We start from the raw sequence: 22,929 nt of genomic DNA, 5'->3' as shown, positions 1-22,929 counted from the left end.
TATCATCTTGGGCAATGTCCGGTGCTTTGCAAGGGCTAAGCAAGAAGGTGTCCTACCCGGGGGCGCGCGCCCCGTGCAGTAAAGTAAGCCCAGGCGGCGCCCCCCGGCTTTACCCGCCCTCTCTTTCCCCACGTCCCCTTCAGCGCTTACCCATACCTACATATCTATGACAACCTTCGGAACCCCCTTGTCCCCCCACGCCACCAAAGTCATGCTGCTCGGCTCCGGCGAGCTGGGCAAGGAGGTGCTGATCGCGCTGCAGCGCCTGGGTGTGGAAACGATTGCCACCGACCGCTATGAAAACGCGCCCGGCCAGCAGGTGGCCCACCATGCGCGCACCATCACCATGAGCGACCCGGCCCAGCTCAAGGCCCTGATTGAAAAAGAAAAACCCGACCTGGTCGTGCCCGAGATCGAGGCGATTGCCACGGCCATGCTCGAAGAGCTCGAAGCCGCCGGCACGGTGCGCGTGATTCCCACGGCTCGCGCCGCGCGCCTGACCATGGACCGCGAAGGCATACGCCGCCTGGCCGCCGAAACCCTGGGCCTGCCGACCAGCCCCTATGTGTTCTGCGATTCGCTGGAGGAACTGCAGGCCGCTATTGATTCGACCACCGGCTACCCCTGCGTCGTCAAGCCGGTGATGAGCTCTTCGGGCAAGGGCCAGAGCAAGATCTCCGGGCCCGCTGACGTGAAAAAAGCCTGGGACTACGCCATGGCCGGCGGCCGCGTGAGCCACGGCCGCGTGATCGTCGAGGGTTTTATCGACTTCGACTACGAAATCACCCAGCTCACCGTGCGCGCGCTCGGCGCCGACGGCAAGGTGGAAACCCATTTCTGCGAGCCCATAGGCCATGTGCAGGTCAGCGGCGACTATGTGGAAAGCTGGCAGCCGCACCCCATGCGGCCGGCCGCGCTGAAAAAATGCCGCGAGATCTGCAAGGCCGTCACGGATAACCTGGGCGGCCAGGGCCTGTTCGGCGTCGAGCTGTTCGTCAAGGGCGAGGACGTCTGGTTCAGCGAAGTGAGCCCACGCCCCCACGACACCGGCATGGTCACGATGTGCACGCAGTGGCAGAACGAGTTCGAGCTGCATGCGCGCGCCATCCTGGGACTGCCGGTCAACACCGCGCTCAAGAGCCCGGGCGCCAGCGCCGTGATCTACGGCGGCGTCGATGCCCAGGGCATCGTCTTCGAGGGCGTGGCCGAGGCGCTGCGCGTGCCCAATTCCGACATCCGCCTCTTCGGCAAGCCCGAGAGTTTTGTGAAACGCCGCATGGGCGTGGCCCTGGCTTTTGACGCCGACGTGGAGACCGCGCGCATCAATGCCAAAACGGCGGCCGCGCTGGTGCGCCCGCGCAAGGCCGGATGAGAAGCCCTTCGCGATGAATTTCGCCGATCTTCACCTGCTGGAGGATTCCGCCTGGCGCGTGTTGATCTCGGCCGTTGTGGCCGTGGTGCTGGCCCTGGTGGTGCACCGCGTGGGCGCCGCGGTGATCTGGCGCCTCACCCGTAACCTGCCCATCTCCAGCGCGGTGGCGCGCCGCAGCTGGCGGCCCACGCGTTTTGCCCTGCCCCTGATCGCGCTGCAAGCCGTCTGGCAGGCCGCGCCCGATGCGCTGCCGCTGATCTCCCAGGTGCGCCACGGCAATGCCCTGCTGCTGCTGGCCACACTGACCTGGCTGGCGCTGCGCGCCATCGACGGCGTGGCGCAGGGCGTGATCGGCCAGCATTCCGTCGAGGTCGAAGACAACCTCAATGCGCGCCGCATCCATACCCAGACGCGGCTGCTGGCGCGCACCGCCGATGTCATGGTGCTGATCGCCGGCCTGTCGCTGATGCTGATGACCTTTCCGGGCGCGCGCCAGCTGGGCGCCAGCCTGCTGGCCTCGGCCGGCGTGATCGGCATCGTGGCCGGTATCGCGGCGCGGCCGGTGTTCAGCAACCTGATCGCCGGCCTGCAGCTCGCGCTGGCCCAGCCGCTGCGCATCGACGACGTGCTCATCGTGCAGGGCGAGTGGGGCCGCGTCGAGGAAATCACCGGCACCTATGTGGTGCTCAAGATCTGGGACGAGCGGCGCATGGTCATCCCGCTGCAGTGGTTTATCGAGAACCCCTTCCAGAACTGGACGCGCAACAGCGCGCAGATCATAGGCACGGTGTTTCTGTGGGTGGACTACCGCATGCCGCTGGAGCCGCTGCGCCAGGCCGCGCGCCGCGCCTGCGAAGCCGCGCCCGAATGGGACAAGCGTTTGTGCTTGCTGCAGGTGGTGGAAGCCGGTGAGCGCAGCATGCAGCTGCGTGTGCTGGTGACCTCAGGCAACTCGGGCCTGAACTGGGATCTGCGCTGCAAGGTGCGCGAGGCGCTGGTGGATTTTTTGCAGCGCGAGTACCCGCAGTTCCTGCCGACAATGCGGGCCGAGATCATGGGAAAGGGCGATCCCGAGGGGGCGAAGACCCCCGGCGGCTTGCCCGCGCAGGCCTGAGCCCGGGGGCGGCTTCTCAGGCCGCGGCGTCCAGGCAGCCGGCAAACACCGCGCTGCTGACCAGCTCGAACTCTTTCGCCTCGGGCAACTGGTAATGCCACCACTCCATGGGGTGGTGCACAAAGCCGGCCTCCAGCATGATGGTCAGCAGCTTCATGCGGTTGAGCTGCACCGCGGCCGACAGGTCGGCGTAAAAATGGTGCGAGGCCGCCGTCATGGTGTCCACCGGCGTGCCCATGTCCAGCTCATGGCCCTGCTCGTCCAGCAGGGTCAGGTCCACCGCCACGCCGCGCGTGTGGTTGGAGCCCTTGGCCGGGTCGGCCACATAACCGGGCACGGGCAGAACCGCCCACAGCGCCTCCTGCGCCTCATGCGGGCGGAAGGCGTCAAAGATCTTAAGTTTGAAACCGAAAGCACGCGCCCCCGCCACCGCGCGCCGCAGGCAGGCCTCGGCCTCGGGGTGCAGAAAGCAGAGTGTGTGGCCGTAGATCACCTGGCCGGTGAAGTTGTCGGGCCGTGCATACATCATGTCGATGACGACGTCGTGCGTGGCTTCGGTGATCTGGACCAGGGGGCTGGAAGGCGGCATGGTGCGGCGCAATCGTGACAGGGAAGGGTGTGTGGTGGGCTTGCTACAAAAGTTCTACAAGATCGTCTGCCCAGGGACAGTTTAGCCGGGGCGCCAACTTATACTGCCCCGAAATCCATAACAACCGACCCCCCCAGGGGGGCACTATCGAGGAGCGGTCCCCCATGAGTCCATTCTTATCGGCGCTGCTGCGGCCGTGCCTGCTGCTGGCTTTTTGCGGCGTGTTGCAGGGCTGCGCGCCCATGCTCAACAAGGCGCTGACCGCCGAAAACCGCACCCGTGTGCGCGATGTCGACGTGCAGGTGCTGATGCCGCAGGAAACCGTGATCTTCAGCGCCGACTCGCCCAACGTCTCCGCGGCCCTGGGTGGCGGCCTGATAGGCGCGCTCATTGACGCATCGGTGCAGAAGTCCCGCCAGGAGGCGATGAGCGCCGAAATGGGACTTTTCCTGGACCGCCTGGCCGACATCGACTTTCGCGGCGAGAGCAAGGCGGCGCTGGCCGACGCCACGTCCGGCTTCGCGCTCAAGGTGAGCACCGCCGAAGTGCTGGCCCGCATCCCGACCAAGAGCGCCCTCGACGCGCGCATCGCCAGGACAAAAGGCGGCAGCGCCTTCATGCGCCTGTTTGTCTACTACACGCTGGATCCGAAGTCCCTCACCCTGACCACCCGCAGCTATGCGCAGATGTGGCAGGACGGCGCAGCGGAGCGCAGCTACGCCGGCAGCTTTATTTACCAGGAGGCGGCACCGGCCGCGCTGGCGGGCGCCGCGCCCGGCGCGGAAGCCGCCGCGGTGCGCGAGATGATGCGGCGCGCCGTGCTGCAGACCTTGCGCATGGCCAGCCTGGATATCAACCAGCCAGCGCCCGCCACGCCAGCTGCGTCCGCCGCGCCCCGCAAGGCCGATGCCAAGCCCCAGTACACGTTTGCCATGGGCGGCACGCGCGTGCCCCTGGCCGGTGACCTCATCGCCAGGGAGGGCGACCGCGTGGTCCTGCGCGACAAGGGCGGCATCCTGTTCTCGGTGCAGAAGTAAAAGGATTTCCCATGAACGCACATCACATCCTCCGCGCCGTCCTCGCCCTGGTGGCCCTTGCCTGCGGCCTGCCGCCGGCGGCCCACGCGCTGACCGACACCGAAGCCCTGAGCATGGTGTTTGAAGAGCCGGCCCCCAACAGCTTCGGCCGGCCGACCCAGGCAGCCCCCGCGCCAGTTCAATATCCGCGCGGCTGCCGCATCCATGTTCGCAAGGTGGAGGATTTGCGCCTGAATACCGAAACCGTGGGGAGCTCGATTTTCATGATGCCCGGCGCGACCGGGGTGCCGCTGGGCGGCGCGTCGCTGCTGAGCGGCGACGGCCTGAAGTGGACCACCAGCGCGCTCCCCTCGCTCAAGGCCTCCGGCGTGCAGACCGAGGCGAGCGAGGCGGCGGCCGGGAACCGTTCGGCGGAAGTCGCCCTGCGCCTGGCGCAGGCCTGGACTTCAGGCCTGAACATGCATTCCTACGTGATGCTGCAGGCCACCGTGCCCACGCCCGCGGGCGAGGTCAAAAAGCGCTACCACGGCTTCGGCACCAAGATGAACTTCGCCAACGGCAACGCCGAGTACATGGCCACCCTGAACCTCGGCATGGCCGATGCGCTGAAGGCCTATGCCGCCGACCTGCGCAGCGCCTGCGAGGGCAAGCCCGTCGCCGCCTCGCCCTGAGCCGGCTTACTGGAAAGCCACTTCCGAAAAACTGCGCAGCTTGCGGCTGTGCAGCTGCGTGATGCCCTCGGCGCGCAGCAGCTCGATGGCGCGTATGCCTATGCGCAGGTGCTGGTCCACGCGCTCGCGGTAGAAGTGGTTGGCCATGCCGGGCAGCTTGATCTCGCCGTGCAGCGGCTTGTCGCTCACGCACAGCAGGGTGCCGTAGGGCACGCGGAAGCGAAAACCGTTGGCCGCGATGGTCGCGCTTTCCATGTCCAGCGCCACCGCGCGGCTCTGGCTGAAGCGGCGCTGCGGCTGGTTGCCCGGCAGCAGCTCCCAGTTGCGGTTGTCGGTGGAGGCCACGGTGCCGGTGCGCATGATGCGCTTGAGGTCGGGCCCGACCGCATGGGTCACGTCGGCCACGGCTTTTTCCAGCGCGACCTGGATTTCGGCCAGCGCCGGGATAGGCACCCACAGCGGCAGCTCCTCGTCCAGCACATGGTCTTCGCGCACATAACCGTGGGCCAACACGTAGTCGCCCAGCTGCTGGCTGTTGCGCAGGCCCGCGCAATGGCCCAGCATGACCCAGGCGTGCGGGCGCAGCACCGCGATGTGGTCGGTGATGTTCTTGGCGTTGGCAGGGCCCACACCGATGTTGACCATGGTGATGCCGCTGTGGTCGGCGCGCAGCAGGTGGTAGCCCGGCATCTGCGGCAGGCGCGGCGGCGGCACGCCGAGCTCGTCGCCCTCGGCGGCGGGCAGGCCGGTGCGCCGGGTCACCACGTTGCCGGGCTCGATGAAGGCGATGTACTCGCTGTCCGGGTCGGCCATGGCTTCATGGCCCAGGCGCACGAACTCGTCGATATAGAACTGGTAGTTGGTGAACAGCACGAAGTTCTGGAACCAGTGCGGTGAGGTGCCGGTGTAGTGGCGCAGGCGCTGCAGCGAATAGTCGACGCGCGCCGCGGTGAACAGCGCCAGCGGCTGCGGTTCGCCGGGCAGGGGCTCGTATGTTCCGTTGGCGATGCCGTCGTCCATGGCGCTCAGGTCGGGCAGGTCGAACACGTCGCGCATCAGCATGCGGCGCGCCGCCGTCATGCTGCCTTCGATGTGGTCGTTCTCCGCGAACGAAAAGTGGATGGGTATCGGCTGCGCGCTGGTGCCGACTTCGAGCTCCACGTCGTGGTTCTGCATCAGCAGGCGGAACTGCTCGAGGTAGTAGTTGCCGAAAAGGTCGGGCCGCGTCAGCGTGGTTTCAAAGCGGCCGGGGCCGGCGACAAAACCGAAGCTCAACTGCGCGATGTCCGGCGTCTCCAGGATGGCGCGCGCCACCGTGTCGGTGTGTATGCGCACAAAGGGGTAGCAGGCGCGCACATGGCCGGGCAGGGTTTCGCCGGCCACGTAACGCTGCATCGCGTCGCGCAAATGGGCGATCTGCTGGTCGTAAATCGCGCGGACCTGGGCCAGCGCGGCGGCCGGGTCGCTGTAACGGGTGGGGGCGATAAAGGGAGGGAGATAGGGCATGAAGGGCCGGCCTGTCTTTCTGCTGTGTACTGTGTAGGTTGCCATTGTGCGGCAACTCCCCGCAAGCCGTGCTTCATCTTCAGACCCTAGAATGCGTCGATGAATCCATCCAGGCCCTTTGGGCGACTCTTTGGGCCCTTGCGCGCGATGCGGGGCGCCCTCGTTCTTCTGGGGGCCTTGTGCCTTCAGGCCGTCCATGCCCAGGCCCCCGCGCCGGCCGCGGCGCCGGCCCAGATTTCCCGCGACGCCCAGCGCGCCTATGAGACCACACGCGACAAGCTGGTGCAGATACGCACCCTGCTGCGCAACTCCAACACCCAGGCCAGCGTGGGCTCGGGCTTTTTTGTCTCGGCCAACGGCCTGATCATCACCAACTTCCACGTGGCCAGCCAGCTCGCGCTGGAGCCAGAGCGCTACCGCGGGGTTTATGTGCCGGTGGATGGCAAGGAGGCCGAGGTCGAACTGCTGGCCTTTGACGTGCGCAACGACCTGGCCCTGCTGCGCGTGAAGGCGCCGGCCGCGGGCGCGACGCCGCAGCTGGCCTTTCGCGGCGCCGACCGCCCGCTGGCGCGCGGCGAGCGCATCTATTCGCTGGGCAACCCGCTGGACATAGGCTTTGCCGTCACCGAAGGCACGTACAACGGCCTGGTGCAGCGCAGTTTTTACCCGCGCATCTTTTTCGGCGGCGCGCTCAATCCCGGCATGAGCGGCGGCCCCGCGCTGGACGACGCGGGCCAGGTGGTCGGCGTCAACGTCTCCAAGCGCCTGGACGGAGATCTGCTGAGCTTTCTGATTCCCGCCGAATTCGCCCAGGCCCTGCTGGCCAGGGCGGCCACGGCCCAGCCCATCACCAAACCCGCGCATGCCGAGGTCGCGCGCCAGCTCGGCGAGCACCAGGCCCTGTTGACCAAGCGCTTCACCGCCCAGCCGCTGACCGCGCAAAAGCACGGCGGCTACAGCGTGCCCGTGCCCGACGACGCGCTGGCCCGCTGCTGGGGCCGCGGGCGCGAGCCCGACTTCAAGGCCTTCGACCTGGAGCGAACCGACTGCCAGATCGACAGCCATGTGTACGCCGGCGATTTCAACACCGGCTACATACGCCTGCGCTACGAAGCCTACAACGCGCCCAAGCTGGGTCCCCTGCGCTTTTCCGCGATGTACTCGCAAAGCTTTGCCAATGAATTTTTTGCCACGCGCGGCTCGCGCAAGGCCACGCCCGCCGAATGCTCGGAACGCTTTATCGAGACCGGCGGCATGCCCATGCGCGCCGTGGTCTGCATGAGCGCCTACCGCAAGCTGGCCGGCCTTTACGACGTGTCGGTGCTGACCATGTCGGTCAACCAGTCCACGCGCGGCGTGCAGGGCCGCATGGATGCGCAGGGCGTGAGTTTTGAGAACGGCCTCAAGCTGGTCGCGCATTACCTGGCCGGCTTCAAGTGGGAGGCCGCCAAATGAGCGCCACCCCCATCCTGGGCCTGCTGCAGGCCACCGACCGTAACGGCGCCCTGGTCGCCCGCCTTGAGGTGCGGCACTGGCCCGTCACCGTGGGGCGCGCGCTCACGTGCGACCTGGTGCTGGACGACAGCCATGTGGCCGGCGAGCATTTGCGCATAGACCGCACGCCCGAGGGCGGCGTCAGCGTACAGGTGCTGGACAGCGTCAACGGCGCGGCCCTGGGCCGCGCCCGGCATGGCCAGGGTGCGCAGTTCAACTGGCCCGACGGCGAGGTGCTGGCTTTGGGCCGCCTCAAGCTGGGCCTGCGCCTGGCCGAGGCGCCGGTGGCGGCCGAGGAGCTCTTGCCGCATTTCCCCTGGCGCACCACCGGCTGGACGCTGCTGGCCCTGGCCGGCATGCTGGCCCTGGTGCTGGGCCAGTCCTGGCTCACGCTGACCGAGCCCTCGCAGCTTGCGCGGCAACTGCCCGGCGTGCTGGGCGGGGTGGTCCTGGCGGTCAGCGTCTGGGCCGGGCTGTGGGCGCTGGCCACCAAGCTGTTCACCGGCCACCTGCAGTTCTGGCGCCATGTGCGCATCGCCTGCTTCAGCTCGCTGGCGGTCCAGGCGGTGTCCACCCTGGCCGGCCTGCTGGCCTTTATGTTCTCGCTCGAAAGCCTGGCGCGCTTTGAGGGGATGCTGCTGCTGCTGGGCGCCGCGGCCGGCATCTATGTGCACCTCACCGTCATCGCGCCGCAGCGCCGCCGCGGCCTGGCCGCGCTGGTGGCCGGCATCGCCGTGCTCGCCACGGTGGCCTTGCTGGGTACCAACTGGCTGCAGAACAAGCGCCTGTCCAACAAGCTTTACCTGTCCACGCTGCACCCGCCCTCATTGCGCATGGCGCCTGCCGTGCCGGTGGCGCAGTTTCTGGATGAGGCGGGGTCTATTCGCAAGCGGCTGGATGAGCGCCTCAAGGACCGCGAGCCGGATGCCGATACGCCAGAAGATCCGGATGCTGACTAGGATTTCACCGGCTCTCGCATGGTGACGAATTCCTCCGCCACCGTGGGGTGTATGCCAATCGTGCCGTCAAAAATCGCCTTGGTCGCGCCGGCCTTCATGGCTACGGCAAAACCCTGCACGATCTCGCCGGCGTCCGGCCCCACCATGTGCAGGCCCACCACGCGGTCGGTAGCGTCCTCGACCAGCAGCTTCATCAGCGTGCGTTCGGTGCTGCCGCTCAGTGTGTGCTTGAGCGCCTTGAAATCGGCGCGGAACACCGTGACCTTGCCGAATCTGGCGCGCGCATCGGCTTCTGAATAACCGACGGTGCCGATATTGGGATGCGTGAAGACGGCGGTCGGCACAAACTCATAACTCATGTTGCGCGGCTTCCTGCCGGCGGCCGGCCCGAAAAGCTGGTCCACCACCACCATGGCCTCGCCCAGCGCCACCGGCGTGAGCTGCAGGCGCGCCGTCACGTCGCCCAGCGCGTAGATCGAGGGCACGGAGGTCTGGTAGTGCTCGTTGACCTGGATCGCGCCGGCGGCGTTGACCGCCACGCCCACGGTTTCCAGGCCTATGCCGCTCGCATTCGGTACGCGGCCCGTGGCGTAAAGCACCGCGTCCACTTCCAGGCCCGCGCCGCCGCCCTTGAACTCGACCTGCAGGCCGCTATCGGTCTTGCTGATGCCGCTTACTTCGGTGCCCAGCCGCAGCGTGATGCCGGTCTTGCCCATCTCGGCGGCGATAAAGCGGCGCACATCCTCGTCAAAACCCGTGAGCAGCATGTCGCGGCGGTGCACCTGCGTCACTTTCGAGCCCAGGCCGTTGAAGATGGAGGCAAACTCGCAGGCGATGTAGCCGCCACCCACCACCATCAGTCGCTTCGGGAAAGGGCTGAGGTCGAACATGTGGTCCGAGGTCAGCACATGTTCGCGGCCCGGCAGCGCCGGCACGGTGGCGGTGCCGCCGGTGGAGACCAGGATGTGTTTGGCCGTGAACTTCTGCTCGTCGACTTCAATGGTGTGTTCGTCCAGCAGCCGGGCCCAGCCCTTGATGATCTTCACGCCCGCGCTTTCGAGCAGCTGCATATACACGCCGTTGAGCCGCGAGATCTCGCGCGCGCGGTTGGCCTTGAGGATGTCCCAGTCGAACACCGGCTTCTCGCCGACCCAGCCGAAGCCGTGCGACTCCTCAAAGCTGTCGCCGTAGTGGGCGGCGTAGCTGTAGAGTTTTTTCGGGATGCAGCCCACGTTGACGCAGGTGCCGCCCATGGCGGCGACCTCGGCCAGGCCCACGCGCGCGCCGCGCTGGGCCGACATGCGCGCGGCGCGCACGCCGCCGCTGCCGCCGCCGATCACAAAGAGGTCAAAGTCAAATGTCTGCATGCGCTGTGTTCCTTCTTATCGTCTTCTCTTATCTGGTGCCTGAATGCCGGCCCTCAAGGCTGGAACTCCTTGAGTTCCTGTTTCATCCACTCAATAAACACCCGCGTGCGCATGGGCAGCAGCCGGGCGTGCGGGTAAACAATGTTGATGGGCCGGGGCGGTGGCTCGAACTCCTCCAGCACGGTGCGCAGCTGTTGGGTCTGCAAATACGGCGCCACCTGGTAAGAGAGGAACGAGCCAAAACCCGCACCCGCCGCACAAGCCGCCACGGCCGGCGCGATCTGGTTGAACTCCAGATTACCACTGACCGCCAGGCGAAGCGGCTTGCCCTGGTCCATGAACGGGCCCCATGTGGGGGAATGGTCGGTCACGCGCACGCAGTTGGCCTTGAGCAGGTCTTTCGGGTGTTTGGGCACGCCGTGGCGGCGCAACCAGGCCGGGCTGGCCACCACCAGTCGGCGTATCTGGCCCACCTTCTGCGCCACCAGGCTGGAGTCCTCGGGCTCGCCTATGCGTATGCCCACGTCTATGCCTTCCTCCAGCAGGTTGACCACGCGGTCCAGCAGCACCATGGAGCAGCGCATCTTTTCGTGCTGCTGCACAAAACGCGTGACGGCGGGCGCCACATGCATTTGCCCGAACAGCATGGGCGCGGTGATGGTCAGCTGGCCCGCGGGTTCGGCCGCGTCGGCCGAAAGCGCCGACTCGGCATCGGCCAGCGCGGCCAGCAGCTGGCGGCAGCTCTCCAGGTGGCGCCGGCCTTCCTCGGTCAGCGAGATGCGCCGTGTCGTGCGGTTGAAAAGCCGCACACCCAGCTGCGCCTCAAAACCCGCCAGCGTGCGCACCATGGCCGGCAAGGAGGACTCCATGACCTGGGCCGCGGCCGTGAGGCTGCCTTGCTCGGCAATATGGATAAAGGCCTGCATGGCTTTGAGTTTGTCCATGGGAGGGATGCTACGCCTGTGACGGCCATTAATCCAGTTAATGGATTAGTTAAATGCAAATCTTGCTATTTATTCAGGATATCGGTTCAAACAGAATCCATCCCAGAGATTCTTCATTGCAACCCACCGAAAGCCCGCCATGAGCACACCCGCCGCCAAAGCCCCGCCCGCCCAGCCCATACGCTTTTACCGTTTCGCCATTTCCGGGCATTCACACCGCGTGGAGCTGTTCCTCTCGCTGCTGGGCCTGCCTTTTGAGCGCATCGAAATCGACCTGGCCGCCAAGGCGCACAAGACACCGGCCTTCCTGGCCATGAATGCCTTCGGCCAGGTGCCGGTGATCCAGGACGGCGACGTCACGCTGGCCGATTCGAATGCCATCCTGGTCTACCTCAATGCGCGTTACGCGCCGGATGCCGAGCAATGGCTGCCGCGCGACCCGCTGGCCGCCGCGGCGGTGCAGCGCTGGTTTTCGGTGGCGGCCGGCCAGCTGGCTTTCGGCCCGGCGGCCGCGCGCGTCGTGCAGCTGTTCAAGCGCCCGGAAAACCCCGAAGCCATTGAGCGCGCGCACGCCTTGTTCGCGGTGATGGAGCAGCAGCTGGGCCAGTCGGCTTTTCTTGCGGGCAGCACGCCCACGCTGGCCGACATCGCCAACTACAGCTACGCGGCCCATGCGCCCGAGGGCAATGTCTCGCTGGAAGCCTATCCGCGCCTGCGCGCCTGGCTGGCCCGCATCGAAGCCTTGCCGCGTTTTGTGCCCATGGTCAGAACACCGATCGGGTTGGCCGCATGAACGCCCCGGCTTTTCATGAAGGCGAGCGCGCGGCGCAGGCGCGCGTGGGCGCGGCCGTGCGCGAACGCATGGAAGAAATCGGCCCGCGCGTGATACGCGACTTCATGCCCGACCAGCACCGCGAGTTCTTTGAACAACTGCCCTTCGTCATCGCCGGCACGGTGGATGCTGGCGGCCAGCCTTGGGCCTCGGTGCTGGCCCAGCCTCCGGGTTTTATCCATTCGCCGGATGCTCGCCATTTGACCTTGCGTGCCCAGCCGCTGGCGGGCGATCCTTTGCAGCAAACCCTGGCCGACGGCGCCGCGATAGGCCTGCTGGGGATAGAGCCCCACACACGCAGGCGCAACCGCATGAATGGCATAGTCCGCGGCCTCCATGCCGAGGGCTTTGCGGTGGAGCTGAGCCAGAGCTTCGGCAACTGCCCCAAATACATCCAGGCGCGTGAGCCGGTCTATGTGGAGCGCCCCACTTCAGCCACCGGGCCGGTGGTGCACGAGTCGGCGCAACTCAATGATGCGGCGCGCCGCATGATGGAGCAGGCCGACACCCTGTTTATCGCCACGGCCTACGCGGGCGACGGGGCGCGGGCCGGCCGCGCCGGCGGCGTGGACGTCTCGCACCGCGGCGGCAAGCCCGGCTTTGTGCGCGTGGACGCCGACGGCACGCTGACCGTGCCGGACTTTGTCGGCAACTACTTCTTCAACACCCTGGGCAACCTGGTGGTGAACCCGCGCGCCGGCCTGCTGTTCGTCGATTTCGACACCGGCGATTTGCTCTACCTGGCCGTCACGGCCGACATCGTGTGGGACGGCCCCGAGGTGGATGCTTTTGCCGGCGCGCAGCGCCTGATGCGTTTCAAGGTGCAGTCCATGCGCCTGGTGGAGTCTTCGCTGCCGCTGCGCTGGGGCGAGGCCGAACTATCGCCGGTGCTGGAAGCCACAGGTAGCTGGACCAGGCAACCTTAGCCTATCGCTTCGAGCGCCAGTTCGCGCTCCAGCCAGGCGCGGAATTTCTGCACCGCCGGCCTGTCCGCACTGTGGGCCGAGGTGATGATGCGGTAGCCCAGGCCGTCCACCGTCTGGCCCGGCAGGACCACCGTGAGCTGGCCGCCGCGCAGCAGCGGCAGCACCAGCGGCGTGCGGCCTATGGCGATGCCGCCGCCCTGCACGGCCGCGTTCAGCACATGCTCGTACTGCGAAAAGTACAGGCAGGGCTGCTGCGCCGATTGTTTTAAACCCAGGCGCTCATACCAGTCCGGCCACGACATCCAGGGGAAACGTGTGGCCGGGTCGTAATACACCAGCAGCGGCATATGCGCGATATCGGCCGCCGAATGGATGCGCGCCGCGACGGCCGGCGCCGCCACCAGCAAGGCCTGCTCCTGCAACAGCGGTGGGCTCTCGTCGCCAGGCTGCACCGGATAGAGCCGCACGGCCAGGTCCATGCCTTCACGCTCGAGGTTGACACGCGCTTCCGAGGCGTCGACCCGCACGTCGATGGCCGGCTCCAGCTGCTGGAATTTCGCCAGCTTGGGCGCCAGCCACAGCGCCGCGAAAGAGGGGGTGGTGGTGACCGCCACCGAGGCCCTGTCCACCGCCAGCAGGCGGTCCACGGCCGAGGCCAGTTGCGACAGTGCGGCGCGCGCCGCCTCATAGAGTTCGCGGCCCTGGGGCGTGAGGCTCAGGCCCTTGCCGCCGCGCAGGAACAGCGGCGCGCCCAGCGCGTCTTCCAGGCTTTTGACCTGCTTGCTGACCGCCGACTGCGTGATGCACAGCTCCTCGGCCGCGGCGGTGAAGCTCAGGTGCCGTGCCGCCGATTCAAAACCGCGTATCGCGTCCAGCGACATGGCGCGCAGTGCGTGGGAAGAGGATGGGTTCAGCATGGCATGAACAACATGAGTGAAAGGAATACCCCGGATGACAAACCATCCGGCCGCTGGGGCCGGTTCCAAAGAAGAATCAAACCACACTTTCCAAGGAGTCCGCCATGCATGCCCCCCAAATCCCGCAAACCCCGCTCAAGCTCGGGCCCGTCCCGGAACGCTTTCGCCTGCCGCGCGGCGAAGTCCTGACCTGCACCGGCGGCTGCCTCTGGATCACCAGCGATGCGCTGGCAGGCCGCCGCGACAGCGACATCGTGCTGGAAAGCGGCCAGTCCTTTGTCACGCCGCAAGCCGCGACCTATTTTGTGGGTGCGCCGCGCGGTTGCGGCGTGCTGGATTTTTCACCCGCCCCCCAAGGCACGGAGACCGCATGCTGATAGAAACCGAACGCCGCGGCCAGCATGTGGTGCTCACCTTGAACCGGCCCGAAAAACTCAACGCACTGAGTTACGAACTGATCGATGAACTGATGGACAGGCTCACGGCCCTGGAGCGCGATGACAGCGTGCGCTGCCTGGTGCTGACGGGGCAGGGCGACAAGGCTTTCAGCGCAGGCGCCGATATCGCGGGTTTCGCGCCCGACATTGCCGCATCGCCCGAAACCGCGTACCGCAACTTCGTCATGCGCGGCCAGGCCATGACACGGCGTATTGAAAACTACCCCAAGCCCATCATCGCCGCCGTCAACGGCATGGCCTACGGCGGCGGCTGCGAAACCATGGAGGCCTGCAGCATTGCGATCGCGGCCGAGCACGCCAGCTTTGCCAAGCCCGAGATACGGCTCGGCTTCCCGCCGCCCTTTGGTGGCACACAGCGCCTGCCGCGCCACATAGGGCGCAAGCGCGCCAATGAAATGATCCTCACCGGCGACGCCATCAGCGCCGAAGAAGCCCTGCTCATAGGCCTCATCAACCATGTGGTCCCGGCCCATGAGCTGTTGCCGGCCTGTTTGCGCATGGCCGACCGCATCGCCGAGAACTCCGCCGTCGCCGTGGCGGCCTCGCTGCGCGCCGTGACGCGCGGGCTCAATGTCTCCATCGACGAAGGCCTGGCCATAGAGGCCGCGCAGTTCATGGTTGCGGCCGCCTCGCGGGATGCGCGCGAGGGCACGGCGGCATTTGTCGAGAAGCGGCCGGCGGTGTTTTGCCACCGCTGAAGCCCTTTTTTCAGATACGGCGCGTGCAGTCTTCAGGCCGCACCGCCGCCATGATGGCGTCGACCAGGTGCCGCGAGAACGCCTCCCCCAGCGCGGACAGCGGTGACTTTTCCAGTGAGGCAATACCCAGCTGGTAAGCAATACGGGGGCGAAACGGGCGGCTGCTGAAATTCATGTCACGGCAATAGCTGGCCAACAGCGCGTTGACGATGGACACCCCCAGGCCTTGCGCCACGAAAGCGCAGGCCACGCCCACGGAGTGCACTTCGGCGCCTATGCGCGGCATCACGCGAGCCTGCCGGAACGCCATGTCGATCTCGTGGCGGATCAGCCGCTGGCGGCCCAGCAGGACCAGCGACACATCAGCCAGGTCCAGCACGCCGACGGTTTCCAGTTTCTCCAAAGGGTGGCCCCGGGGCATGATGCAGACGGCCTCCGCTTCGAGGCAGGCCTTTGCCTGAAGGCCGGCGATTTCCACCGGCAGCCTGACCAGCCCCATGTCAGCCTCACGGCTCAACACGGCCCGCTCCGCCTCCGAATAGGAACCGGACAGCACCTCAAGCACCACGCCCGGATGCAGCCGCACAAAGCTGTCCACCACGGACGGCATGAGCTGCTGGGACAGGGTACCGGGCACCGCGACCTTTAGCAGCTGGCGGTTGAACCCGCCCAGGCGCAGCTGCTCGGTGTGGCGGCGAAAGCACTGTGCGGCGTCGACCAGCCCCTGGGTGTCCTGCAGCAGGGCCTGGGCTTCGCGCGTGGGAAGCAGCCGTCCTTTTTCGCGCACAAAAAGGCGCAGGCCCAGGTCTTCTTCAAACTGGGCCAGCAGGCGGCTGACCGCCGACTGTGACAAGTCCAGCCGCTGCGCCGCGCCCGTGGTCGAGCCCGAGGCCATGACCGCCTGGAAAACTTCGAGTTGCTTGAAATTCATGTCGCCCGCCGTCTGTTCGTGCTGTCCGGGCCATGCTATTGCAGCTGCGGGCGCACCGCCACTTGTTTGCGAATCGCATAGCCCAATGCGGATTCATCATAGCGTTGCGGGTCCCGAACCCGCGCACCAGAATCCCGTCGCAGCAGCCCTCTGCCATCCATCCAACCAACGACGGGAGACCTTTTTCATGAACCTTCATGCGTGCGCAATCCTTTTCGGCGGCCTCCTGCTCGCCGCGGCCGCTGTGCCGGCGGCCGGCCAGAACGTCATCTATGGGCAGATACGCCTGACGCTCAACAGCACCAAGGCTGCTCCCGCGGGAGAAATGACGGAAATGCGCGACAACGCGTCGCGCCTGGGGATTCGCGGCAGCGAAGACCTGGGCGGGGGCCTGGCGGCCTTGTTCGGGATGGAGATGGGCATCGACGCGGATACCGGGGCCGCCACCGTTCCGGCCTATCGCAACAGCTATGTCGGGCTGCGCGGCGACTGGGGCGCCCTGGCGCTGGGACGCCTGGATTCCGCCAACCCCACCGGCTCGCCCCTTTATTCGCAGGTGACCGCCATCACCAGTTTCGCCGCGAACGATGCCGGCGCCACCGCCATCGGCACGTCCATGCTGAACGCGCGCAACCGCACCTCCAATGCCGTGGGATACGCCAGCCCCACTCTGTCGGGCTTTGACGTCCGCGCCCGTTATTACCTGCGCGGCGCGGTCGCCACGCCCGATGTCGAGGATGGCTCCAAATCGCTGGACCTGGGACTCAACTACGCCGCCGGACCGATCAAGGCCGGGATCGGATTCGGGAAAGACACGCGTCCGTCCGGCCTGCTGGCCAACGAGTTTTCGGGCAAGTGGCAAGCCGGTGTGCGCTACGCCTTCGGCGCGGTGGAGCCCTATGTGCTGGCCGGGCAGGACAAATTCCAGAACACCGCGCTCACACGCCGCTATGTGAATTACTGGATCGCGGGCGCCAAATACAGCCAGGGTGCCCATGCCCTCGTGCTGAACCTGCTGCGCAGGGACGTGCAGGCTTCACCGAACGGCGTTCGCAGGCGCCAGCAGCTGGCCTATACCTACGCGCTGTCCAAGCGCACCGAACTGCAGGCCTTTTATGACCGGGACGGTGTGGACTCAAGCAAGGCCGGCGCCGCCATCCGCTCGGTGGGCGCCGGCATCCGCCACGATTTTTGATGCCGGGGCTTGATGAGCACCGACATCCCCGACAGCACCATACACCCCTTCTCCCGGAGAATACTTCCATGCTCAGACGCCTCTTCCTGCTGACCGCCGCTTTCTGCACCTTCGCCGGACTGGCCGCGGCCGATGCCGCCCGGGCCGCCGGCTACCCCGACAAACCCGTGCGCATCATCATCCCGTTTCCACCGGGGGCCGCGGCGGACAACGCCATGCGTGTGGTCACGCGCAAGCTCTCGGAGTACTGGGGCCAGCCCGTCATTGTCGACAACCGCCCCGGCGTTCCGGGCATGCAGGCCGCGGCGGCGGCGCCCGCGGACGGCTACACCTTGCTGCTGGGCGCCGGCTCCGGCATCGTGACCACGCCGCTCCTGAACAGCAAACTGCCCTACAACCCGTCCCGGGATTTCACACCCGTGGGCAAGGTGCTGACCAACACCCCGGTGCTGACCACCCATCCTTCGGTCGGCGTGAAATCCGTCAAGGAACTCATCGCGCTGGCAAAAAGCAAGCCGGGGCAACTGAATTACAGCTCCAGCGGCACGGGCGGCCCCAACCACCTGGCCATGGAAATGTTCCTGGCAATGACGGGGACCGAGATGGTTCACGTGCCCTACAAGGGGGCCGCGCCTTCCGTCAATGAGCTGGTGGGCGGGCATGTGCAGCTGGGCATCAATGCGGTGCCCAGCGTGGCCCAGCAGATCAACACCGGCAAGCTCACGGCCCTGGCCGTGGCCAGCGCCAGGCGCTCCCCCTTGCTGCCGCAGCTTCCCACCATGGCTGAAGCGGGCGTGCCGGGTTTTGAGTACGACATCTGGTATGCCCTGTTTGCGCCGGCCCGCACGCCGGCCGCACTGGTGGACAAGGTCAGCGCGGACTTGCAGCGGGCACTGCGCGACCCCGGGGTGGCCAGGCAACTGGTGGCGCAGGGCAGCGAGCCGGCACCCGGCAGCGCGCAGGACCTGGCCCGTTACATCCGGGAAGACACGGCACGCTGGACCCAGCTGATCGCCGAGCGCAAGCTCAAGATCGATTGACCGGGGGATGCGCGCTATGAACGATCTGAAGCAAAGGCCGCAAACGGCCCTGGCGCATGAGGTGGCTGTCCAAAGCGATGTCATGGTGGTGATGCGCGACGGCATACAGCTGGCGACCGACGTGTACCTGCCGGCTTGCGATGGCCGGGCCCTGCCGGGCCCGTTCCCGGTGCTGGTGGAGCGCACGCCCTACGGCAAAACCAACGAAACCGTCCGCGAGCGCACGGCGCGCGATCCGCGCCCCGTCTCCCGCGCCGAGGTGGCGGCGAGGTTCGCGCGCCGCGGCTATGCCGTGGTCTTGCAGGACTGCCGGGGGCGCTTCGCGTCGGAAGGGGTCTTCACCAAATACCTGGGAGAGGCCAACGACGGCCATGACACGCTGGCCTGGGTTGCCGCCCAGCCCTGGTGCAACGGCCGCATCGGCACACTGGGCTTGTCCTATGCGGCGCACACACAGACCGCGCTGGTGAGCCAGCGCCCGGCCGGCCTTGCGGCGATGTTCCTGGAGGCCGGCGGTTTTGCCAACGCCTATCGCGGCGGCATCCGCCACGGCGGCGCGTTTGAACTCAAGCAGGCGACCTGGGCCTATACCAACGCCCAGCGGACCGGCCCCGCGCTGCGCGACCCCGTCATCCGGGCGGCACTGGCTGCCGAGGACATCGCCGCCTGGTTCGCCGCCATGCCCTGGAAGCGCGGGCATTCACCGCTGAAATGGGTACCCGAATATGAGAACTACCTGTTCGAGCAATGGGAGCACGGCCGCTTCGACGCCTACTGGCGCCAGCCGGAGCTTTATGCCGCCGGGCACTACGACAGCTTTGACGGCATCCCCACCCTGCTGATGTGCGGCTGGTGGGACCCCTACGCGCAGACCACCACGGACAACTACCTCGGCATTTCGCGCCGCGCCAAGGGCACGGCGCGCCTGGTGCTCGGGCCGTGGACCCACGGCGAGCGCAGCGTCACTTTCGCCGGGGACGTCGACTTTGGCCCGCAAGCCACGCTCGATGGAAACCTGGCCGAGGATCACCTGGCTTTTCGGCTGGCCTGGTTTGACCGCTGGCTCAAGGGCGATGCGCCGGAGGGCACGGGCCGCGCCCTGGACGATCCCGCGGTGCGCTATTTCCGCATGGGCGGCGGCTCGGGGCGCCGCACCGCGAGCGGACGGCTGGACCACGGCGGCCGATGGTGCACGGCCGGTGATTGGCCGGTTCCCGGCACCGAGTTCCGGCCCTATTACCTGCAGCAAGACGGCAGCTTGCAAGCCCAGCCCCCGCTGCGGGACGCCGCGATGGCGTTTGAGTTCGATCCGGCCTGCCCGGTCCCGACCCTGGGCGGCTCCATCACCTCGGGCGAGCCTTTGATGACGGCCGGTGCCTACGACCAGCGCACGCACGGCGGGATTTTCGGCGCGAAGCCGCCTTACCTGCCGCTCGCGGCAAGGCCGGACATTCTGGTGTTTGAGACCCCCGTGCTCGAGGACGACCTTGAAGTGACGGGACCCGTCGTCATCAGGCTGTGGGTTTCCTCGAGCGCGCCCGATACCGACTTCACCGCCAAGCTGATCGATGTGCACCCGCCCAATGCCGACTACCCGCAGGGTTACGCCATGAACCTCACCGACGGCATCCTGCGCTGCCGTTACCGGCGGTCCTGGGAAAACCCCGAACTGCTGGCGCCCGGTGAAGTGGCCGAGATCACCATCGAGCCCATGCCCACCTCCAACCTGTTCAAAAAAGGGCATCGCATCCGCCTCGACATCTCCAGCAGCAACTTCCCGCGCTTTGATGTGAACCCCAACTCGGGCGAGGACGAAGGTTGCGCGCAGCACAGGCAGGCGGCCGTCAACCGGGTGCATCTGTCGGCGCAATATCCCTCGCAGCTGCTCCTGCCCATCGTGGCGCAAACCGGCGCCTGAAGGCCCTGAATACCCATGCGCCGATAATCGGTGCATGAGCATTCCTTCCAAGACACCCGCATCCGGCGCGGCAAACACCGATTTCGCGAGCCTTTCGCTGAACCCCGCCATGTTGGCCAACCTGCAGCAGCTGGGCTATCTCAGCATGACACCTATCCAAGCGGCCAGCTTGCCGGTGGCGCTGCTGGGCAAGGACCTGATCGCCCAGGCCAAGACCGGCAGCGGCAAGACCGCCGCTTTTGCGATTCCGCTGCTGGCCAACCTCAATGCGCGGCGCTTTGCGGTGCAAGCCATGGTGCTGTGCCCCACACGCGAACTGGCCGACCAGGTGGCCACCGAAATCCGCCGCCTGGCGCGCGCCGAGGAAAACACCAAAGTCGTGGTGCTGTGCGGCGGTGTGCCGCTGCGCAACCAGACCGCCAGCCTGGAAAACGGCGCCCACATCGTGGTCGGCACGCCCGGCCGCATCATGGACCACCTGGCGCGCGGCAACCTCACGCTCGAGGCGCTCAACACCCTGGTGCTCGACGAAGCCGACCGCATGCTGGATATGGGTTTCTTTGAGGACATCGTCACCGTCGCCAAACAATGCCCCAAAGAGCGGCAGACCCTGCTGTTCTCGGCGACCTACCCCGAAGGCATCGCCAAACTGAGCCAGCAGTTCATGAAGGCGCCGCAAACCATCACGGTCCAGGCCCAGCATGAAAAAACCAAGATACAGCAGCGCTGGTACCAGGTGCCCGACAGCGACCATGATGAAGCCCGCCTGGGCGCCGTCGCACAGGTGCTGCGGCACTTCCGCCCGGCCAGCACGCTGGCCTTCTGCAACACCAAGTCGCAGTGCCGCGCCCTGGTGGCGTATCTGAAAGACCAGGGTTTCAGCGCGCTGGCCCTGTTCGGTGAACTCGAGCAGCGCGAGCGCGACCAGGTGCTGGTGCAGTTCGCCAATCGCAGCTGCTCGGTGCTGGTCGCCACCGACGTCGCCGCACGCGGCCTGGACATCGCGCAACTGGCGATGGTCATCAACGTCGACGTCACCCCCGACGCCGAGGTGCACATCCACCGCATAGGCCGCACCGGCCGCGCCGACGAAGAAGGCTGGGCCATCAGCCTGGCCAGCATGGACGAGATGGGCCACGTCGGAAAAATCGAAGTGCTGCAGAAAACCGAATCAGAATGGCACAAACTGGCCGAGCTGACGCCCGCCAGCAATGAGCCGCTGCTGCCGCCCATGGTGACCCTGCAGATCGTCGGCGGCCGCAAGGAAAAAATCCGCGCCGGCGACGTGCTGGGTGCATTGACCGGCGAGGCCGGTTTTACGCGCGAGCAGGTTGGCAAGATCAACGTCAATGAGTTCTCGACCTATGTCGCGGTGGATCGCCGCATTGCGAACGAAGCGCTGAACAAGCTCTCGACCGGCCGCGTCAAGGGCAAGAGCGTGAAGGTGCGGCTGCTGGAAGATTAAGGCCTGGGGTGTTCACCGCTCCGAGGACATTCTTTCCCTGTTCTTTATGCCGGTATCCTGCCGTGCTTCTTGTGCGAGCATTCGCGTCGCCTGATTTTCGTTAACGAAAAAACCTCCGGGGGACATCAGCGTCCTCCGCATTCAATCCCGTTTTTCTATCCGAACACGTGAGCTGTGCAGGCAGGCGCACGCCTGTCTGGGTCTGTGTCCATGAGCGTGTTTGTGTCCATTCTCTCTATGAGGGAAGCGTATGCGCGGATGTTTAAACACTATTGGCGTGTTTCCCGGCATGTCTTTACAGTCCAGCGACTGATGGATTGCAAAGAAAGACGGCATTGAAAAATTCCTCCCTACCCAGTCGATGGAATTTCAAACTGGGCGACTGCGGAATAGCTCAAGTCGCGATAGGCGCTCTTGCGATCTGCATGGGCTGGATGGAATGCCTGGAGCCTTCGTCGTGGGTGTCGGCCAGGTGGGGATGGCTCAGGCATCTGGCGATTCAGCTCGTCGGTGCAAACGGATATCCCGTTTTGCTTGTGCTGATTGGGTTGCTCTTTGTTGTGTGGGCGGTCATCGGACTGGCGGTTCCGAGGAAAAAGTGGAATAAGGACGCCGGATAAAAGAGTCTTCCTAGTAAAGAGCCGCGATCAATATGGAATGGGATATTTTGGAATTTCTGTGCTCCTGTCTGGGTCGAGCGGTTTGGCGCGCCTTGCCTTTTGAATTTACGCGCAAAAGAAATCTGAGTGACGGGTCTTACGAACTGATCGGTATTTTGCTGGTGGTGCTGGCTGCTGTTTTCACATTCGTGGTGTGGGTTGTTGCAAGTGCATAGAAGCTCTAAGAAGGAATGTGGAGCTTATGGATTGGGTCTTTGATGGGGTGGGACGGCTCACGCAAGTGGACTTCAACCGCCTCGATATGCCTGTCTGCGATATGGGCCATAGAGATACACCGTACTTGGCCCTTGTTTGTTGAGCGGGGAGTCACGCTATTACCGAAAACATGGAAAGTTATTTCACAGTGCTTTTATACAAACTGGCCTATTTCACTCTCTCTGGAATTCTCTTCCTGGCTGCGAGCTTCCCGTTTCTCGATGAGATGAGGAATGGAGAGTCTTTTTATTCGAATTTGAAAAGAGTTCTAAAAAGTAAAAAACCGGGAGCACGTCTGCTCGCGCTGGCATTCCTGAATATGTATGTTGCGGCGAGTTTGTTTATTTTTTTTCCCAGATAAAAACTAATTGGAGTAAGAATGGCTTCAACCATCGATATCGTTGCGATAGTCCCAACCGTTCTAGACAACGGTTCGTCAATTTCAGATGCATTCTCCGGTCAAACTTCTGGCAGTATTGGTGGAGTTGGCATCGCGGGGGGGAACATATTTGCCTCTTTCGCCGGGCCATTTACAACCCTGGCTGTTAATGGACAAATTCAAGCCGTGCTTGGTGGCTTTACCCTTGTCAAGATTGCTGCGGAATTGAACCATGATGTCTC

Annotated in this window: 22 protein-coding genes; 16 read left to right on the top strand and 6 right to left on the bottom strand. The window is 65.6% G+C overall.

Going from position 1 to position 22,929, the window contains the following annotated elements:
* The first annotated feature begins 166 nt into the window (after positions 1-166).
* Positions 167-1,372, top strand: coding sequence for a formate-dependent phosphoribosylglycinamide formyltransferase (gene purT, locus AC1DUN_RS03315; RefSeq protein WP_477712709.1), 1,206 nt, complete (start codon positions 167-169; stop codon positions 1,370-1,372).
* A gap of 13 nt (positions 1,373-1,385) precedes the next feature.
* The gene (locus AC1DUN_RS03310; RefSeq protein WP_477712708.1) at positions 1,386-2,486 is read left to right on the top strand and encodes a mechanosensitive ion channel family protein; all 1,101 of its coding nucleotides are present in this window, start codon (positions 1,386-1,388) and stop codon (positions 2,484-2,486) included.
* Between the two features lie 16 nt (positions 2,487-2,502).
* On the opposite strand, the gene ddpX is transcribed toward AC1DUN_RS03310, so the two are convergent.
* Positions 2,503-3,075, bottom strand: coding sequence for a D-alanyl-D-alanine dipeptidase (ddpX, locus tag AC1DUN_RS03305; protein ID WP_477712707.1), 573 nt, complete (start codon positions 3,073-3,075; stop codon positions 2,503-2,505).
* 164 nt (positions 3,076-3,239) lie between these two features.
* Between ddpX and AC1DUN_RS03300 the strand changes: the two genes are divergently transcribed.
* Together AC1DUN_RS03300 and AC1DUN_RS03295 are read left to right on the top strand one after the other, a co-directional pair.
* Positions 3,240-4,112: a hypothetical protein gene (locus AC1DUN_RS03300; RefSeq protein ID WP_477712706.1), complete on the top strand. Its 873-nt coding sequence runs from the start codon at positions 3,240-3,242 to the stop codon at positions 4,110-4,112.
* An 11-nt stretch (positions 4,113-4,123) separates the two neighbouring features.
* A complete protein-coding gene (locus AC1DUN_RS03295; RefSeq protein ID WP_477712705.1) occupies positions 4,124-4,783 on the top strand; it encodes a hypothetical protein in 660 nt (219 codons plus the stop codon).
* Positions 4,784-4,789: 6 nt separating this feature from the next.
* Here the strand turns inward: AC1DUN_RS03295 and AC1DUN_RS03290 are convergent, their stop codons facing one another.
* The gene (locus AC1DUN_RS03290; protein WP_074579424.1) at positions 4,790-6,289 is read right to left on the bottom strand and encodes an AMP nucleosidase; all 1,500 of its coding nucleotides are present in this window, start codon (positions 6,287-6,289) and stop codon (positions 4,790-4,792) included.
* Between the two features lie 177 nt (positions 6,290-6,466).
* Between AC1DUN_RS03290 and AC1DUN_RS03285 the strand changes: the two genes are divergently transcribed.
* On the top strand, positions 6,467-7,744 hold the full coding sequence (locus AC1DUN_RS03285; protein WP_477712704.1) for a S1 family peptidase: 1,278 nt from the start codon (positions 6,467-6,469) through the stop codon (positions 7,742-7,744).
* Entirely contained in the window at positions 7,741-8,742 is a 1,002-nt protein-coding gene (locus tag AC1DUN_RS03280; RefSeq protein WP_477712703.1) for an FHA domain-containing protein, read from the top strand. Before AC1DUN_RS03285 ends, AC1DUN_RS03280 begins: the two co-directional genes overlap by 4 nt.
* On the opposite strand, the gene gorA is transcribed toward AC1DUN_RS03280, so the two are convergent.
* Complete coding sequence (gene gorA / locus AC1DUN_RS03275) at positions 8,739-10,109, bottom strand: glutathione-disulfide reductase (RefSeq protein WP_477712702.1); 1,371 nt, start codon at positions 10,107-10,109, stop codon at positions 8,739-8,741. The genes AC1DUN_RS03280 and gorA overlap by 4 nt on opposite strands.
* Positions 10,110-10,162: 53 nt before the next feature.
* Positions 10,163-11,053 (bottom strand): LysR family transcriptional regulator, encoded by an 891-nt coding sequence (locus tag AC1DUN_RS03270; protein ID WP_477712701.1) that lies wholly within the window; start codon positions 11,051-11,053, stop codon positions 10,163-10,165.
* A gap of 139 nt (positions 11,054-11,192) precedes the next feature.
* Between AC1DUN_RS03270 and AC1DUN_RS03265 the strand changes: the two genes are divergently transcribed.
* Together AC1DUN_RS03265 and AC1DUN_RS03260 are read left to right on the top strand one after the other, a co-directional pair.
* Positions 11,193-11,846, top strand: coding sequence for a glutathione S-transferase family protein (locus AC1DUN_RS03265; RefSeq protein ID WP_477712700.1), 654 nt, complete (start codon positions 11,193-11,195; stop codon positions 11,844-11,846).
* Positions 11,843-12,811, top strand: a complete 969-nt coding sequence (locus AC1DUN_RS03260; protein ID WP_477712699.1) for a pyridoxamine 5'-phosphate oxidase family protein — start codon at positions 11,843-11,845, stop codon at positions 12,809-12,811. Before AC1DUN_RS03265 ends, AC1DUN_RS03260 begins: the two co-directional genes overlap by 4 nt.
* On the opposite strand, the gene AC1DUN_RS03255 is transcribed toward AC1DUN_RS03260, so the two are convergent.
* Positions 12,808-13,728, bottom strand: a complete 921-nt coding sequence (locus AC1DUN_RS03255) for a LysR substrate-binding domain-containing protein (protein WP_477712698.1) — start codon at positions 13,726-13,728, stop codon at positions 12,808-12,810. The two genes, AC1DUN_RS03260 and AC1DUN_RS03255, sit on opposite strands and share 4 nt — an antisense overlap.
* Positions 13,729-13,832: 104 nt before the next feature.
* Between AC1DUN_RS03255 and AC1DUN_RS03250 the strand changes: the two genes are divergently transcribed.
* Positions 13,833-14,105, top strand: coding sequence for a DUF2917 domain-containing protein (locus tag AC1DUN_RS03250; protein WP_477712697.1), 273 nt, complete (start codon positions 13,833-13,835; stop codon positions 14,103-14,105).
* Positions 14,099-14,884, top strand: coding sequence for a crotonase/enoyl-CoA hydratase family protein (locus AC1DUN_RS03245; RefSeq protein WP_477712696.1), 786 nt, complete (start codon positions 14,099-14,101; stop codon positions 14,882-14,884). The genes AC1DUN_RS03250 and AC1DUN_RS03245 overlap by 7 nt, the downstream gene beginning before the upstream one ends.
* A gap of 10 nt (positions 14,885-14,894) precedes the next feature.
* Here AC1DUN_RS03245 and AC1DUN_RS03240 read toward each other — a convergent pair whose 3' ends face one another.
* Positions 14,895-15,815, bottom strand: coding sequence for a LysR family transcriptional regulator (locus AC1DUN_RS03240; protein WP_477712695.1), 921 nt, complete (start codon positions 15,813-15,815; stop codon positions 14,895-14,897).
* A 187-nt stretch (positions 15,816-16,002) separates the two neighbouring features.
* On the opposite strand from AC1DUN_RS03240, the gene AC1DUN_RS03235 reads away from it, so the two are divergent.
* The 6 genes from AC1DUN_RS03235 (at position 16,003) to AC1DUN_RS03210 (ending at position 22,669) form a co-directional block, all read left to right on the top strand.
* Positions 16,003-17,010: a porin gene (locus AC1DUN_RS03235; RefSeq protein ID WP_477712694.1), complete on the top strand. Its 1,008-nt coding sequence runs from the start codon at positions 16,003-16,005 to the stop codon at positions 17,008-17,010.
* 68 nt (positions 17,011-17,078) lie between these two features.
* The gene (locus tag AC1DUN_RS03230; RefSeq protein ID WP_477712693.1) at positions 17,079-18,050 is read left to right on the top strand and encodes a Bug family tripartite tricarboxylate transporter substrate binding protein; all 972 of its coding nucleotides are present in this window, start codon (positions 17,079-17,081) and stop codon (positions 18,048-18,050) included.
* A 16-nt stretch (positions 18,051-18,066) separates the two neighbouring features.
* Positions 18,067-19,968: a CocE/NonD family hydrolase gene (locus AC1DUN_RS03225; RefSeq protein WP_477712692.1), complete on the top strand. Its 1,902-nt coding sequence runs from the start codon at positions 18,067-18,069 to the stop codon at positions 19,966-19,968.
* 34 nt (positions 19,969-20,002) lie between these two features.
* Entirely contained in the window at positions 20,003-21,433 is a 1,431-nt protein-coding gene (gene dbpA / locus AC1DUN_RS03220) for an ATP-dependent RNA helicase DbpA (protein WP_477712691.1), read from the top strand.
* Between the two features lie 652 nt (positions 21,434-22,085).
* Positions 22,086-22,268 carry a hypothetical protein gene (locus tag AC1DUN_RS03215; protein WP_477712690.1) on the top strand — a complete coding sequence of 61 codons (183 nt, stop codon included), beginning with the start codon at positions 22,086-22,088 and terminating at the stop codon, positions 22,266-22,268.
* A 170-nt stretch (positions 22,269-22,438) separates the two neighbouring features.
* Positions 22,439-22,669, top strand: a complete 231-nt coding sequence (locus tag AC1DUN_RS03210) for a hypothetical protein (RefSeq protein ID WP_477712689.1) — start codon at positions 22,439-22,441, stop codon at positions 22,667-22,669.
* Positions 22,670-22,929: the final 260 nt, after the last annotated feature.

Source organism: Polaromonas sp. P4_F6, from assembly GCF_056401275.1.
This window is presented reverse-complemented; position numbering and strand designations above follow the sequence as displayed.

Excerpts from the sequence above, each read along its gene's own strand:
- purT (WP_477712709.1), top strand. The coding sequence starts at position 167 with ATGACAACCTTCGGAACCCCCTTGTCCCCCCACGCCACCAAAGTCATG.
- AC1DUN_RS03310 (WP_477712708.1), top strand. The coding sequence starts at position 1,386 with ATGAATTTCGCCGATCTTCACCTGCTGGAGGATTCCGCCTGGCGCGTG.
- ddpX (WP_477712707.1), bottom strand. The coding sequence starts at position 3,075 with ATGCCGCCTTCCAGCCCCCTGGTCCAGATCACCGAAGCCACGCACGAC.
- AC1DUN_RS03300 (WP_477712706.1), top strand. The coding sequence starts at position 3,240 with ATGAGTCCATTCTTATCGGCGCTGCTGCGGCCGTGCCTGCTGCTGGCT.
- AC1DUN_RS03295 (WP_477712705.1), top strand. The coding sequence starts at position 4,124 with ATGAACGCACATCACATCCTCCGCGCCGTCCTCGCCCTGGTGGCCCTT.
- AC1DUN_RS03290 (WP_074579424.1), bottom strand. The coding sequence starts at position 6,289 with ATGCCCTATCTCCCTCCCTTTATCGCCCCCACCCGTTACAGCGACCCG.
- AC1DUN_RS03280 (WP_477712703.1), top strand. The coding sequence starts at position 7,741 with ATGAGCGCCACCCCCATCCTGGGCCTGCTGCAGGCCACCGACCGTAAC.
- gorA (WP_477712702.1), bottom strand. The coding sequence starts at position 10,109 with ATGCAGACATTTGACTTTGACCTCTTTGTGATCGGCGGCGGCAGCGGC.
- AC1DUN_RS03270 (WP_477712701.1), bottom strand. The coding sequence starts at position 11,053 with ATGGACAAACTCAAAGCCATGCAGGCCTTTATCCATATTGCCGAGCAA.
- AC1DUN_RS03265 (WP_477712700.1), top strand. The coding sequence starts at position 11,193 with ATGAGCACACCCGCCGCCAAAGCCCCGCCCGCCCAGCCCATACGCTTT.
- AC1DUN_RS03260 (WP_477712699.1), top strand. The coding sequence starts at position 11,843 with ATGAACGCCCCGGCTTTTCATGAAGGCGAGCGCGCGGCGCAGGCGCGC.
- AC1DUN_RS03255 (WP_477712698.1), bottom strand. The coding sequence starts at position 13,728 with ATGCTGAACCCATCCTCTTCCCACGCACTGCGCGCCATGTCGCTGGAC.
- AC1DUN_RS03250 (WP_477712697.1), top strand. The coding sequence starts at position 13,833 with ATGCATGCCCCCCAAATCCCGCAAACCCCGCTCAAGCTCGGGCCCGTC.
- AC1DUN_RS03245 (WP_477712696.1), top strand. The coding sequence starts at position 14,099 with ATGCTGATAGAAACCGAACGCCGCGGCCAGCATGTGGTGCTCACCTTG.
- AC1DUN_RS03240 (WP_477712695.1), bottom strand. The coding sequence starts at position 15,815 with ATGAATTTCAAGCAACTCGAAGTTTTCCAGGCGGTCATGGCCTCGGGC.
- AC1DUN_RS03235 (WP_477712694.1), top strand. The coding sequence starts at position 16,003 with ATGAACCTTCATGCGTGCGCAATCCTTTTCGGCGGCCTCCTGCTCGCC.
- AC1DUN_RS03230 (WP_477712693.1), top strand. The coding sequence starts at position 17,079 with ATGCTCAGACGCCTCTTCCTGCTGACCGCCGCTTTCTGCACCTTCGCC.
- AC1DUN_RS03225 (WP_477712692.1), top strand. The coding sequence starts at position 18,067 with ATGAACGATCTGAAGCAAAGGCCGCAAACGGCCCTGGCGCATGAGGTG.
- dbpA (WP_477712691.1), top strand. The coding sequence starts at position 20,003 with ATGAGCATTCCTTCCAAGACACCCGCATCCGGCGCGGCAAACACCGAT.
- AC1DUN_RS03215 (WP_477712690.1), top strand. The coding sequence starts at position 22,086 with ATGGAATGGGATATTTTGGAATTTCTGTGCTCCTGTCTGGGTCGAGCG.
- AC1DUN_RS03210 (WP_477712689.1), top strand. The coding sequence starts at position 22,439 with ATGGAAAGTTATTTCACAGTGCTTTTATACAAACTGGCCTATTTCACT.